The sequence below is a fragment of the Halorubrum shenae genome (genome assembly GCF_051194165.1).
GTDB lineage: Archaea > Halobacteriota > Halobacteria > Halobacteriales > Haloferacaceae > Halorubrum.
Genome location: NZ_JBLZNI010000007.1, coordinates 68,718 through 82,670, shown reverse-complemented (window position 1 = coordinate 82,670; position 13,953 = coordinate 68,718). Strand labels below are relative to the sequence as shown.

Here is a 13,953-nt window from a genome sequence, read left to right as displayed (position 1 = left end):
GTCGGCGGCGGGTTCGCGTTGGCCGGGCTCAGAGCCCTTTCGACGACGTCCGATAGCGAAGCCGTTTCGATGATAAGCGACAGCGACCACGGCGACCCGCGGACGTTCACGGGGTCGATCATCGACGAGCCCGGGACGTACATCTTCGATGACGACCGCTCCACGGTGGGCGACGGAATCGAAATCACCGCGAGCGACGTGACGATCGACGGGCGAGGACACCAGCTCGTTGGCGACGGACAGCGAGCGGGGATCCACGTCCGAGACGGGAACCGTGACGTCTCCGTCTGGAATCTCACCGTGCGGAACTTCCGTCGGGGCGTCGACGTTCGCCGGGGCAGCTCTCTGGCCCTTTCTTCCGTGACAGTCGAAGGGAACGCCGCCGACGGCGTGCGGAGCGACAGCAAGGCGGAGGTCGCGTGTAAGGGCTCGACGGTCCGTCGAAACGGTGGTAGCGGGATCGACATCCACGACGGCCGCGTCTCGATACGCGACTGTGTGATTCGAGAAAACACCAAGCGTGCGCTTCGATCGGGCGCTCGCGCGACGGCGGTCATCGAGGATTCGGTCGTCGCGGAAAACGGTGGCGCCGTCTCGATCCCGGCGACTGCCGGCTCGAGAGTCGAGCGGACGCTGATCGAGGCGAACGGGGGCCCCGGAATCGAGACGGCCGCCGTCAACCGTTCGCTGTTCGAAGCGACCGCCGAACAGAGGCTCTGGACGTCGCTCGTCGACCGTTCCCCGATTAAGGCGAACGGCGGCCCAGAGACCGAGAGGGCCCCCGTCGACGGTCAGTCCCTCGATGAGCCCGCGCTCGTGCGGCACTGCAACGTTCGGGACAACGCCGGCCCGGGCGTCGAACATACCAACGGCTTCCTCGAGGTGCGTCGGTGTACCCTTACCGGAAACAAAGCAGGGTACAGAGTGCAGACGAGAGACGAGTTCGAGGCGGTGCTCCGAAACAACGTCATCGAGGACAACGAGGAAGGCGGTGCGATTGTGGACCCGACGTCGTTCCCGAAACCGATCAGCGCGACGTGTAACTGGTGGGGAGATGAGACGGGACCCCGCCACCGGGACAATCCGCTCGAGGACCCGAGCGGGCAGTCGGTCACCGACCGGGTCCAGTTCCTCCCGTGGAGCACCGACCGGGCCAACGTGTCCGCGGACCGCGAGGGTACAGACGGCCCCTGTATCGGCGGTTTAGACGACGACGAGAGCGCCGTTGGCTACCTCGCGAAGAAGTCGCACCGGCAGATCACGGGCAGCGAGCCGTACGACGCGAACTGTTGGGACGGAACGTTCTACATCACTGATTCATCGGACGTCGACCGCAACGGATTCGACGGCCCCGGCACGATCCGCGTCGGAGAAGACGAGCGGCTGGCCGACGGGTACATTATTCGCGCCGAGGCGGACGAGGTCCCCGTCACGCTCCCGACGTGGGGCGGCGAGCGCGGCGACTGCGAGTCCGTGCTGTTCGTCGAACTGAACCGACGCCTCTCCGTCGATCGCGCGTATCGAATCGCCGACGTTCACGACCCGTTGCCGTATCAAGAGAACGTCGACACGGGCGGGTTCGCGAGGACTCTCGACGGCGTGATCCGGGTAACGTTCGAACCGGTTGACTCGGACGGGTCGGCCGACGGCTCACAACTGCTCAGGTAGGGCGGTCGCTCGTCACCCCGTCGCCGTTGTTCGAGCGCCGGTCGTCGCTGTCGAAGCGCTCGACGCGTTCGACCGTCTCGTCGCTAGTGGCGGTCTCCGGGGGGTACGACAGGGTCCGCTGCGGGTACGGGATGGAGATCCCGGCGTCGGCGAAGCGGTCCTGTATCAGCTCGACGGCGGTTGCCTTTGAGCGCCACCGCGCCTGCGGGGTGGGCGGGTCGATCCAGAACCGAAGGTCAAGCAGGATCGCGGAGTCGCCGAAGCCGGACGGGATCGCGTACGGCTTCGGGTTGTTGGCGATGGTGTCGATCTCGGTTAACACCTCCTCGGCGATCTCGCTGGCGTCGTCGGGATCGTCGTCGTAGCCGATTCCGACCTCCATGTGGATCCGGAGCCGCCCCTCGCGGCTCCGGTTCGTGATCGCCTGATTGGTGACCAGGTCGTTCGGCACCACGACGTACTCCCCGTCGAAGTTCCGCATGTGGGTGTTCATGATCGTGATCTCGGTGACGAACCCCTCCTGGTCGCCGAGCTCCACCCAGTCGCCGATCTCGAACGGTCGCGCGAACATCAACACGAACCCAGCGATCAGCGACCCGAGGGTCTGGCGGGCCGCCATCCCGAGCACGATCCCTAAAAAGCCCGCTCCGACGAGGAGGCCACCGAGGTTCACGCCCCAGATCCCGAGGACGGTTATCCCCGCGATCACCAGCAAGCCGACCTGCATGATCCGGCTGAGCAGCTGTTCCTGATGAGCGGTGATACGGTCGCTGTCCGCCGACAGATCTTCGACATACTCCTCTAACACGTCGCTCGCGACGTAAGCCGTGCCGAGGAGCAGCACGGAGAGGAACGCCCGCCCACCGATCGTGAGCGCGTTCTCCGCGACGGGAAGCACAGCGATAACGATCGCGAACTGCCCCCACAGCGCTAAGACCGCGACGGCGGCGAGCGCGAACAGTGCAAGCTGCAGGAGTCCGACGAACAATCGGAGGCCGAACGAGACCGGGACGGCCTCTCGCATCGTCTCGATCGAGCTCTCGCCGCGCCCGTCGAGGAACCGTTCCAGCCAGCGTGTCGCGACGCCCTCCGTGGTCCGGACGGCCCGAGGGAGGAGCAGCCAGCCGATGGCGAGCGTCACAAGCAAAATCCCGGCGGTCACGGCGACGCGACCCTCCGTGGTCGCGACGCTCCCCAACAACATATCGAGTCGCGTTCCCAGTTGCGCAGTCACTGCCCAACGATTTCCCCTATTGGTTAAAAATGGTCTCCTGTGGCTATCGTTCGTGAGAACGGGGGCGCAACGCCCGGTGCCATCGAACGTCGGTCAGCGACCGCGTCGGAGCTCCTCGATCAGCTGTTCGATGAGTGCGGACTGCCTGTCGAGCCGCTCGGACTGCTGTTCGACGGTGTGACGCAGCTCGGCGACCTCCGTCGCGAGGTCCTCACCCTCGATTCCGGCGCTCTCGAACGGCGAGCCGTCGAACGCGTCCGTTTCGGCCGGATCGGGCGCGCCCGTCGTGTCACCCGCGTCGACCGGCTCAGTCGTCGCGCTCGCCGCAACCTCTTCTGCTGTCGCCTCCCCCGCAGCCTCGCTCGCAAAGTCGCTCTCGGACCCCGTTGTCCGATCCGCGTCGACGGTCGTGTCGGTCTCCGAGTTCGCGATCGGTTCGGTCTCCGAGTCGGTGATCAGGTCGTCGGCCAGCGGATCGTCAGCGAGCGGGTCCGTGTCCGCCGAACCGTCCGCGAGCGAGTCGGTCGGTGGCTCCCCGTCCGGAGCGTCCGCGGCATCCCGCGCGACGGGCGACGTCGACTCCTCGCCGCGCGTCGGCTCGCCCTCAGCCGCCGCTTCGGTGGCGGGCGTCTCGCTCCTCGATACCGGCTCCCCGTCCGGCATCGACTCGGCTCGCGCCTCCGCCTCCGCCTCCGCGTCTGCGACCGGCGAGGCCGAGAGGGGGTCGGGGCCTTCGCCGAAGTCGGTCGTGCTCCTCGCCTCGTCTCCCGCGTTGTCTCCCGCCTCGTCGCCCTCGTCGGCGGCGGTGACGCGGAACTCCTCGAGGCTGTCGACGTCGTGGTACGCGCAGACGGCGTCCACGAGCGCCTCTCGGACAGCCCGGGCGGACTCGTTGGGGGCTTTAAACCGCTCGGAGCGCCCGCCGTGGGTCAACACGACCGCGGTCGCGACGGTTCCCTCCTCGAAGTCGAGGTCGGTGAGGTCGGCGTAGGCGAACTCCTCCAACTCGTCGTCCCAGACCGCGGAGCCGACGTGTTTCACCAGGCGGTTGCTGGTGACCACGAGCGTGAGTTCGGAGAAGCGGAAGGTTTGGATGACGGACTCGCCGGGGTCGGTGACGCCCGTCGCGGAGAGGACGCCCGCGAGGACCGGGTGGAGCACGTCGTCGACGCGCTTGGCCGGGACCGAGATCGTCTCATCGCCGTCGAGACCGTAGCCGAGAGTGAGTTTCGCCTTGCGGCGACCCGTCGAAACCGCGATGCGCTCGACGTCGTGGGAGTACTCCGCGACCGACTCGTCCGACAGGAGCCCGTCGCCGCGATAGACGAGCGTCCGCGTCGGCGTGACCACGAGCCGATCGTCTCCCCCGAGGGAAACCTCGGCGACGACCGCCTCATCGCCGACGGTCCCCGCGAGCAGTTCGGGAAGGCTCATATCGCGGATATCCGCCCCGTCAGGGATAAATCCGCGGGGTCCGCGTCGATGACCCGCGGGGCCCGCGCCGGCAACTGCGTCGACGGGGGCGGAACCGATCGCCCCGTCGGCTCTGTCACGGGTTCGCACCCTTCCGACGGATGGGAAGGTTAAAGGGTTTCATCGCGGTACGAAACAATGAGGCCGGGTGGCTTAGCTGGACATAGCGCCGCACTCATAGGGTTCGGAGATTCGGTGCGGTGACGCCTTGGAAGCGTCCGCGTCCTTCCCGTGGCTCCGCCGAGCCTCGGACCTGGGACATGCGGAGATCGTGGGTTCGGAGCCCACCCCGGCCATACACCGTATTGTTGACATGGTCAGTTATAAACCCCACTAGCGGGTGTACTGGCCGACGTTGACACGAGGCGTATTCTGTCGAGGATGCGAAATACAGACGGGCCACAAACGCGTCACCAACTGACCCATCGCATGGCTCGTCCGGAGGCATCTATCTACCGGGCGCTTCGCCAACTCCACGATGCGGGGCTGGTCTCGTGTTCGCCGCGATATACTGATCCTCTGCAGTTAGAATGGAATTTTGACGGGTGATTCGGGGTTTCACGAACGTGTTCGCCTGAGAGACCATCCCTCCTCACGACCGTAATCGATCCGAGAGATGGTTACTGAAATTGATCTTCGAGATTCCTCGCCTCGCGAGTTTCAAGAGCGGATTTACGACGCGCTCGACGAGACCGAGACAGATGACGAAGTTCTCGTTATCGCCGGTCGAGATATCGACGCTTATCTGATCCAGTATCAGATCGAACGGGACTGTGCCCTCGACTGGGACCACGAGGATCCTGACGCGGAACCCCGCGAGGTTCGGGTGTCCAAACAGGAACTGCTCGGTGACGATGAGTTAGGGACGTTCGACGTGCGTGACCTGATACCGCAGCGGCGACACGAGGTGTTGCTCGATACGTTCAATCGCCTCGGACCCGGCGAGGGGTTCGTGCTAGTCAACGACCACGACCCGAAGCCGCTCTACTACGAACTTCGATCGATGCATGGGGACGTCATCGAGTGGGAGTACGCGAGTCGCGAGTCAGGTGAGTGGCGCGTCAAGATCGTGAAAACCGACGCCTCGATAGCCGACAACGAGGGGGTAATCACGCGATACGACGTCCGGGAGATCCCAAAGCCGGATCGCCACGAGACGATCCACCACCGGTACGGCATGATACCCGACGGGGAGACGATGGAGCTCATCGCTCCGCACGAACCGCGGCCGCTCCGTCGTGAGTTTCGGGAGCAATACGGTGACGCGTTCGACTGGGAGGTAGTCGAAAAAGAGCCCGGTCGCTGTCGGGTACAGATCACAAAGGCTGAACGAAGCGAATCCACATCTGACGGTGAGGATCCCGCGTCCGCGACGGCTGACGATGACGGGGTGTCCGCGGAAGCGTCCGACGAGATACCAGAGAGCACGGCGGAGCTCGACGTCCGTGACCTTCCACCCGCTCAGCGCCACGAGAAAATCTTCGAGGCGTACGCGGACCTCGACGACGGAGAGGGATTTACTCTGGTGAACGACCACGATCCAAAGCCGCTGTACCACCAGTTCGACGCCGAGGCCGGACCGGAGTTTCACTGGGAGTACCGCAAGCGTGACCCCGGCGAGTTCAGGGTGCTGATCGGAAAGGCCGAAGCGCACGGCGGTGACCCAACTGTCTCAGCGGATCCGAACGCACCGTTCTGACGAGGGAGTTTCGGAGACAGACGGATCCGGAGAGTGGGACTCCGAATCGCAGTACCGACCACACCGTGGCCGTGCCCCCCAGTGGACTAGGACCTTTCAGAACGGAGCGTCCGTCGATCCACGACTCGGTCCCTCGTTCTCCATCGACCGTTCCATCGGGTTCGACCCGATTTCGGTACCACCCTTCGGGTCTGCGGTCACGTCTCCCGTTTCGAGATACGTCTCCTCGAGTCGACGAGCCGTTTGTTGATCGCCTCGCTCTGGTGGTGAGACAGACCTATCCGGCTAACAGGAGGTGGACGTGAGCGAGCCGCCCCAGTCCCGGAACGGCGTCCAGGTATAAGCCGATCCCAAGTCCGATTCCCGCGACGAGAAAGAGGAGGCCGACGACGAAGTGTCGTACTGGGACCGTCATCGGGGCCTGTTGGTCCGCCTCGATGTTCCCCTTCCGCCGGTTGTGGACCATTCTTCACTCGGAGAGGGGTGAGTACCACGTCGACCTACGTGAGTACAACGGCGGGCTCGATCTGACAGCATACTATCCCTGGCCCCGAACACGTTCGCGGATAGTGACTCCCGGGACGCCGAACGATTACGACTGATGACCGACTGTCGGCTCTGTGATCTCCCGACTCCGAATCCACCCGTCAGGACGGCCGACGTCGAGGGCGAGTTCTGCTGTCGCGGCTGCTTGGAGGTGGCTCGTCGCCTCGACGACGTGGGCAACCTGGAGATGGACGAAATCGGGGACGCACCGATCGACAGTGACGGAGCGACGATCGAGACGGCGCTACCGTCTGACGCGGCCGAAGCCTATCTGGCCGTCGACGGGATGCACTGTACGACTTGCGAGGCGTTCCTCGGGTTACGGGGCGACGACCGGACGGGTATCCAGACCGTGGAAGCGAACTACGGCACCGAGACCGCCCGCGTCGTTTACGACCCGGAGGAGATCGAACGGGAAGCGCTTCCGGGGGCACTCTCCGGGTACGGCTATACGCTCCGGTTTCGAGATGAGACGTCGATAGACGACGATTCGGCTGCCGATAATACACGTACGGCCCTCCGGAAAGATAATACAGTTGAGCGACTCGCCGTCGGCGGCTTCCTCACGATGCTGATCATGCCGTGGTACGTTCTCTCACTGTACCCGAGTTATCTCGGCATCGAGACGAACGTCCTCGCGGTCGATACGACCACGTCCGTGGGGTGGTACCTTCCGCTGGCGTTCATCGCGCTCCTGACTACCGTCCTGTTGGGGTACACGGGCGCACCGCTCCTCAAAGGCGCGTACGTGAGCGTTCGAGCGCGCCGGCCGAACATGGACCTCCTCGTCGCGGTCGCCGCGTTGTCCGCGTACGCGTACAGTACGCTGGCGCTCGCGACCGGCGGCACGCACTTGTACTATGACGTCACGGTCGCAGTCGTGATGGTCGTCTCACTCGGCCGGTACTACGAGCGACGAGTCCGATCCCAAGCGACCGACCTCCTCGAGACTGTCACGGCCGCCCGCGTCGAGTCGGCCACTCGGCTCACCGAAACCGGATCGGAAACGGTCCCGATCGCGGAACTCGAACCGGGCGACCGAGTCCGAGTCACACCCGGCGAACGCGTGCCGATCGACGGCACCGTGATCGAGGGGACTGCCGACGTCGACGAATCCGTGATCACCGGGGAGTCGCTCCCGGTGAGAAAGCAACCTGGGGAGGCCGTGATCGGCGGCGCGACTCTCCTCGGCGATGTCGGGGAAGCCGAGGGGAGAGAGATCGACGAGCGAAATTCGGCCGGCGCGGTCGTGATCCGGGTCGGTTCGGACGCCGAAAGCACTGCGGACCGCCTCGCCGCCGCCCTCTGGGAGGTCCAAACCGCCACGCCGGGGATCCAGCGATTCGTCGACGTGCTCGCGACGATATTCGTGCCGGTCGTGTTGACGCTCGGAGTGCTCGTCGCCGGCTGGCGGCTCGCGACGGGGGAACCGGTCGCCGCAGCGATGCTCTCAGGGTTGACCGTGCTCGTCGTCTCGTGTCCGTGCGCGATGGGACTCGCGACCCCGCTCGCCGTCTCGGGCGGGCTGCGTGACGCGCTCGATCGCGGCGTGGTCGTCACGGACGCCTCGGTGTTCGAGGTCGCCCAAGAAGCGGAGACGGTCGTGTTTGATAAAACCGGTACCCTGACTGCCGGAAAAATGTATGTTAGCGCGACGTACGGCGACGACCGAACGCTCCGGCGTGCCGCCGCAATCGAGCGCCGCGCCGATCACCCGGTCGCAGATGCGATTCGGGAGGCGTCGGCCAGCGACCAGTCGGCGGCCGGTGACACCGTTGAGGCGACGACGGTCGAATCGTTCACCCACCACCCCGGGTCGGGGGTCTCGGGAACGCTCGTCGATAACGACCTCGACGTGTCGGGTTCTCGAACAGACATGGCATGCATCGTCGTCGGGACCGCCGACCTCGTCGAACGAGAGTGCGGTCCGGTCCCCGAGGAACTGCGGGAACACATCGAAGCCGTCACGGAACGGGGTGCGCTGCCGGTCGTGGTGGGATGGAACGGCGCGGCCCGCGGGGTGATCGCCGTCGAGGATCGCGAACGGGAAGGCTGGGACGAGGCGATTGCGGCGTTCGCCGATCGAGAGGTCGTGATTCTCACCGGTGACGAAGGGCCTCGAGCCGACCGGTTCCGAGATCATCCCGCGGTGGATGAGGTCTTCGCCGGTGTGCCGCCGGACGGAAAGCTCGAAGCGGTCCGCGGGTTTGCGGCCGCCGGACCCACCGTGATGGTCGGCGACGGTACCAACGACGCCCCGGCACTCGCGGCGGCCGACCTCGGGATCGCGATGGGCGACGGGACGGCTCGCGCTATCGAGGCCGCGGACGTCGTGATCGCCGACGAGGACCTCCGGGCGGTCGCGACCGTGTTCGACCTCGCGACGGGCACACGGCGACGCATCCGTGAGAACGTGGCGTGGGCGCTGTGTTACAACGCGGTGGCGATCCCGCTCGCGGTCGCGGGGGCGCTTAACCCCTTCTTCGCCGCACTGGCGATGGCCGCCAGCAGTGGAATCGTCGTGACGAACTCGACGCGATCGGTGCTGCGAGATTGATATCCTCCTCTGCGTGAACGCGGAGAAACTGCTGATAAAACGTGGCTTCCCGTCCAGAGCGACGAACCACTTTGACGGGCTTGTCAGACGGTCCGGATGAACCGACGGAGGGTCTCTCCGTCCGCGTCTCGCAGTTCGATCACGAACTGCGCCCCCGACGGTCCGTCGGAGAGCGACTCACGGGGCGCTGACACCGCGTACGGCGGCTCGTCGCTCCGATCGATCTCCTCGCCTCCGGCGAGGAGGACGACGTGATCCACGCCCTCGGCGGTCTCGAGCTCGCAGGTAACGGGGTCGCCGTCGGTCTCACAGACGAGGTCCGCGGTCACGTCGCCGCCGTCGGTTCCGAATCCGGACGAGAAGTCGAGCAGCATCACGCCGGGCCCGACCGTCCCCACGACCGCGACGATCACGAGGAACGTCGTGAAGTTGATCTTCGACCCGTGCCGGACGATCCGCCGCACGGTGGGATTTTCGGCTGTGCGCCGCAGCCGGATCACGGCCGGCACGACGAGCAGGTGGGTGAGCGGTCCCCAGGCAATGAGGACAAAGCCGTAGGCGATCGCGTACCGGAGTGCGGTCGCGTCGGTCCAGTAGGCCGTCAAGACGTTTCCGCCCATCCACAGGAAAAGTCCGAGGAAGACGAGCGCCCCGCTCTTTAACCAGCGCCAGACGGGCGTGTTCGCATAGTATACGCTCAGGAGATCGCGCCAGGCTTGGCGTACGATACCGCCGAGTCGCGTTCGAGGATTCGTTCGGGAGGTGTCAGTCATTCGTTGGGTGTCGCACGGTCGTTCGGTGGGTAATTCGGACGGTCGGCGGCTACGCGCCGATCGCCCACAGCTGGGTCAGCAGGTACCAGTTCAACACGTAGACGGCGACGAAGACACCGAGGAAGATCAGACAGAGCGTGAACGTCCCGCGGAGCTCCACCGCGTGGATCGGTTCGCCACCGTCGGCGTGGAGCCCGCCCTCGGGGAGCATGCCACCGTCGTCCCCGTCAGTGAGTCGATCGCCGAACAGCAGCGAGCCGACCGAGACGCCGACGAACAGGACCCCGGAGAGGATCGCCAACAGCGCGAAGATTCCGAAGATCATGAATATCGGAATCGCGGCCGAGAAGTTGAACTCCGAGCCGGGGATGTTCCGGACGATTTCGGCGGTCCGGCGCGGCACGCCGTAGAGGATCCCCGCGTACATTAACATCAGCGTGGCGACGCTCATCGCGGCGCCGTAGGCGTACGGGATCGCACTCGCCAGCGTGTCCGAGATAAAGTCCCGACGGAACATCGTTTTGATCACGAAGAGGACGAGACCGAAGAACGCGAGCGTCGTCCCGAGCGCCACGGTGGCGTGGAAGTGACCGACCGTCGCGAGGGTGTTGTGCCAGGTCATGTTCACTTGAATCTGGCCCATCACGACGCCGGTGATCCCGCCGAGGAAGCCGAAGAGGATGATGCTGAAGATCGTCGAGGCGAAGACCGGGTTCCGCCACGGCGCGGAGGTGAGCCAGCCGAAGAGCCCGCCGCCTTGACCCCGACGGCGGCGGCCGGCCTCGATCCCGGCCGGAATCGCGAACGCGTGGATCATGCTCGCGAAGGCCGCGCCGTAGAAGGCGTAGGAGGTATTCCAGATGCGCCAGCCCGCGGAGAGGCCGGGGTCGACGAGTATGTGGTGGGCCGCCCCGAGGTTGATGAAGAAGAGGTAGAGAATGAACGCGGTCCTGGATATTTTCTCGGAGATCACGACGGCACCCCCCACGACGTGCGTCAAGAAGTACCACACCGTGATCATCGCGAGCAGGTTGATTTGCTGGGTGCCGTGACCGACGATCCAGTAGAGCTGTCGGTAGATCCCCGGGTCCACGGAGGCGATGAGATCGACACGCCACGCGAGCGCGTACGCGAACGCGGCGATCCCGCCGAGGATCGCCTCTACGGCGATGATCCCGGTGATAAACGCGCCGAAGGCGACGAGCGGGAGCGTCCTGCTCCTGTCGCGCGTCTCCGTCCAGATCGTCGCGAAGAACGGCAGCGCCGCGATCGTGGCCCCGAGCAGGAAGAGGATCGCCGTGCCGTAGAACCACGGCGTGACGGGAAGCGGGACGTACGCCGTTAAAAGCGGCGCCTCGTTGGGCGCCTCGGTTAGCCAGATCGACGCGTTCACGCCGATCGCGCCAGCCACCATCGTAATCCACCCGACGGCCGCGAGCCGGCGGAGCGGGAGCTTCCGGCCGAGGACCATCGGGCCCCCGACGTAGAGGACGGCGATCTCCATGAACACCATCCAGAAGATGAGTAGGTTCCACGCGTGGATGCTCAGGTGCGTGTAGTAGCTGCTCGCGTCGAGCAGGCCGATGAACTCCCAGCGGGTCATCGCGACAGAGAAAGCGAAGCTTCCGCCGACGGCGAGCGCGATCACCGCGGTCAGCCCGAACAGCTTCACGTAATTTTCAACGGATCGATGAATGTCGAGTCCGGTCACCGAACACGTTCGGAAGCCGTCCGTGTCGTAGTCGTTCTGGAACAGGGAGGCGATTGCCGACATACTACCCCTCCACCACCGTAAAGCGACCGTGCATCGTCCGGTGACCCTGTCCGCAGAACTCGTTGCAGACGACGTGGTACGTGCCCGGTTCGTCGAAGGTCATCGGGATCACCCACTCCGAGCCCGGGAACACTTGGAGGTTGATCTGTTTGTTCAGGTTCTCCTCGGGTCTGACTGAGAAGCCGTGCTGGACATCGTAGGCGCCGAGGTGGATGTCGTACTCACGTCCCGCTTCGAGGACGACCGGCAGACCGTCCCAGTTGAATCGCATCGCGCCGACGTACACGTCGCTGTCGGGCGGAATCAGTCCGTTGTCGGTCTCCTCGGCGGCCTCCTTGTACTCGCCGACGCGGTCCTGATACTGATCGGGATCGACGTCGTAAGTCGTCCCGATCGGGTTCTGATCGCCGAACTGCGTGAACCCTGCCATCCACGTGAAGATACCGAGCGACCAGGCGCCTGCAAGTCCCAGCCAGATACTTTCACGGCGATTCACCGGGGAGTTCCACCAATCGTCGTCGGGGTCTTCAAGCGGATTACTCATATGAGAATCACCTCACGGGTAACGAGAGGAGGTCGAGTAGCCCCCAGCCGACGTAGACAATGAGAAAGAACACCATTGCGGCCGCAGCTAGCAGCCAAATACGGTTGTAGAGGCGTTGCATCGCCGGAATATCGCCACTTTCGTGTGTTGATTTATTGCTCATCGGCCACTCACACCAGGTGATACACAAATAACCCTGATGAGCGTTGACACGCACATGTTCGTCTCCGGTTTCACGATGGGACGGAACCGGCGGCAACCGAGGCCCCAGCGCTCGGGGTCATAATGCGAGCGTTTCAACGAGGATTGCTACAAGAATAGCTCCGAGATATGCGTTCGAGGCGTGGAAACTTCGGTAGGCTGCAGCCCGTTCATCTTCGGATTCTCGCTGATCGACGTTATACTGTCTGATCACGCTTCGAACGAACACCGCTCCGAGCACCGTGGTGGTGAGCGCATAGAGGATACCGAAATCGGTGACGGCCCCTAACAACACCGCGGCGATCAGGGTGACCCCGAGCCAGGCGAGAATTCGCTGGCGTGCGGTCCGTACACCGGCGACGACCGGTAACATGGGATACTCGGCCCGAGCGTAGTCCTCGCGGTGGGCGATGGCGAGATTGTAGAAGTGTGCCGGGGTCCAACAGCAGACGACGAGTGCGAGGAGAATTGCGGAGAGACTAACGGTCCCAGTCACCGCGGCGTACCCGATCAGCGCGGGCAGCGCCCCGGAGCCGCCACCGATCACGGTGTTCCACTTGGTCGTCGGCTTCAACAGAACCGTGTAGACGTACGCGTAATAGACGATCGCTGCCGCCGTGAGCGCTGCGGTAAGCGCGTTAACAAATACTACCATCACTGCCATCGAGGCGATGACAAGCGCGACGCCGAAGCCGGTCGCGCGTCGAACGCCGGCCCGATCGGTCGCGATCGGTCGGTCAGCGGTCCGTCGCATCTTGCGGTCGCGGTCACGCTCGTACACGTGATTGAACGTGCCCGACGCCCCGATCGCGAGGACGCCGCCCCCGAGGGTCGCAGCGACCGTCACGCCGTCGAGTTCGGCGCCGGCTGCGACCGCTAGTCCCATTCCCGCCAGCGCGAGCAGGCACAACAGCCACATCAATCGGGGCTTCGTCAACTCGAGGTACGCCCGAACGCGGTCGCGGAGTCGAATCGACTCGGTTTCGGACACCGAAGAAGGAGTGCCCTCTTCCGACACGATCGGCGACACGCGGTCGCCTGTTCCGTTTGGAAATCCGTCCTCAACCGGTTCCTCCGCGGTCGTTTCTACTCTGATCACGAGCGTCACGAGCAGGATGGAGAACACTGCGATCCCGCCCAACAGGTGGAGCCCGCCGTCGAACGGCACTACGTCGATTCGGCCTGCGAGTCCGATACCGGCCTGTGCCAAATAGATGATTAACCCCGCGATTGTTCCGACACGAACACCACGTGAGGCCACCGTTCGATGGGCGAGAAGCGCCGTGGCAACAAGCAGGACGCCGACGACCATCGCGGACGCCTGGTGAACCGCGGCGACCACTGAGCCGGCGTCCGCGGCGGCGGTCGCCCCGAGTGCGACGAGCAGGTACGTCCCCACGACTGACCAGGTCAGCAGCGTTGTGAGGCGTGGTCGATCCATACATCCGGTCCGCGTTCGGACCCTGCGTCCTTTCCCCCGAACA

The 13,953-nt window shown here is 64.8% G+C and carries 10 protein-coding genes and 1 tRNA gene; 4 read left to right on the top strand and 7 right to left on the bottom strand.

Annotation, left to right across the window (positions count from 1 at the left end; all coding sequences use genetic code 11):
* Nucleotides 1-69: 69 nt before the first annotated feature.
* A complete protein-coding gene (locus ACNS88_RS10150) occupies nt 70-1,668 on the top strand; it encodes a right-handed parallel beta-helix repeat-containing protein (RefSeq protein ID WP_435096779.1) in 1,599 nt (532 codons plus the stop codon).
* Here ACNS88_RS10150 and ACNS88_RS10145 read toward each other — a convergent pair.
* Both ACNS88_RS10145 and ACNS88_RS10140 read right to left on the bottom strand, forming a co-directional pair.
* On the bottom strand, nt 1,661-2,872 hold the full coding sequence (locus tag ACNS88_RS10145) for a mechanosensitive ion channel family protein (protein ID WP_435097077.1): 1,212 nt from the start codon (nt 2,870-2,872) through the stop codon (nt 1,661-1,663). The two genes, ACNS88_RS10150 and ACNS88_RS10145, sit on opposite strands and share 8 nt — an antisense overlap.
* Nucleotides 2,873-2,995: 123 nt before the next feature.
* The gene (locus ACNS88_RS10140) at nt 2,996-4,336 is read right to left on the bottom strand and encodes a DUF7115 domain-containing protein (RefSeq protein ID WP_435096776.1); all 1,341 of its coding nucleotides are present in this window, start codon (nt 4,334-4,336) and stop codon (nt 2,996-2,998) included.
* A 181-nt stretch (nt 4,337-4,517) separates the two neighbouring features.
* Here ACNS88_RS10140 and ACNS88_RS10135 point away from each other — a divergent pair.
* Nucleotides 4,518-4,671: transfer RNA gene (locus ACNS88_RS10135), tRNA-Met, on the top strand.
* A 320-nt stretch (nt 4,672-4,991) separates the two neighbouring features.
* The gene (locus tag ACNS88_RS10130) at nt 4,992-6,074 is read left to right on the top strand and encodes a DUF2249 domain-containing protein (protein WP_435096773.1); all 1,083 of its coding nucleotides are present in this window, start codon (nt 4,992-4,994) and stop codon (nt 6,072-6,074) included.
* A 277-nt stretch (nt 6,075-6,351) separates the two neighbouring features.
* Here the strand turns inward: ACNS88_RS10130 and ACNS88_RS10125 are convergent, their stop codons facing one another.
* A complete protein-coding gene (locus tag ACNS88_RS10125) occupies nt 6,352-6,540 on the bottom strand; it encodes a hypothetical protein (protein ID WP_435096771.1) in 189 nt (62 codons plus the stop codon).
* A 135-nt stretch (nt 6,541-6,675) separates the two neighbouring features.
* Here ACNS88_RS10125 and ACNS88_RS10120 point away from each other — a divergent pair, with 135 nt between their 5' ends.
* Nucleotides 6,676-9,177 (top strand): heavy metal translocating P-type ATPase, encoded by a 2,502-nt coding sequence (locus ACNS88_RS10120; protein WP_435096768.1) that lies wholly within the window; start codon nt 6,676-6,678, stop codon nt 9,175-9,177.
* 83 nt (nt 9,178-9,260) lie between these two features.
* On the opposite strand, the gene ACNS88_RS10115 is transcribed toward ACNS88_RS10120, so the two are convergent.
* The 4 genes from ACNS88_RS10115 to ACNS88_RS10100 form a co-directional block, all read right to left on the bottom strand.
* Nucleotides 9,261-9,797 carry a hypothetical protein gene (locus tag ACNS88_RS10115; protein ID WP_435096765.1) on the bottom strand — a complete coding sequence of 179 codons (537 nt, stop codon included), beginning with the start codon at nt 9,795-9,797 and terminating at the stop codon, nt 9,261-9,263.
* A gap of 202 nt (nt 9,798-9,999) precedes the next feature.
* Nucleotides 10,000-11,724 carry a cytochrome c oxidase subunit I gene (locus ACNS88_RS10110; protein WP_435096762.1) on the bottom strand — a complete coding sequence of 575 codons (1,725 nt, stop codon included), beginning with the start codon at nt 11,722-11,724 and terminating at the stop codon, nt 10,000-10,002.
* Nucleotide 11,725: 1 nt separating this feature from the next.
* On the bottom strand, nt 11,726-12,268 hold the full coding sequence (locus tag ACNS88_RS10105; RefSeq protein ID WP_435096759.1) for a cupredoxin domain-containing protein: 543 nt from the start codon (nt 12,266-12,268) through the stop codon (nt 11,726-11,728).
* A gap of 280 nt (nt 12,269-12,548) precedes the next feature.
* Nucleotides 12,549-13,910 carry a heme o synthase gene (locus ACNS88_RS10100; RefSeq protein ID WP_435096756.1) on the bottom strand — a complete coding sequence of 454 codons (1,362 nt, stop codon included), beginning with the start codon at nt 13,908-13,910 and terminating at the stop codon, nt 12,549-12,551.
* Nucleotides 13,911-13,953 lie beyond the last annotated feature (43 nt).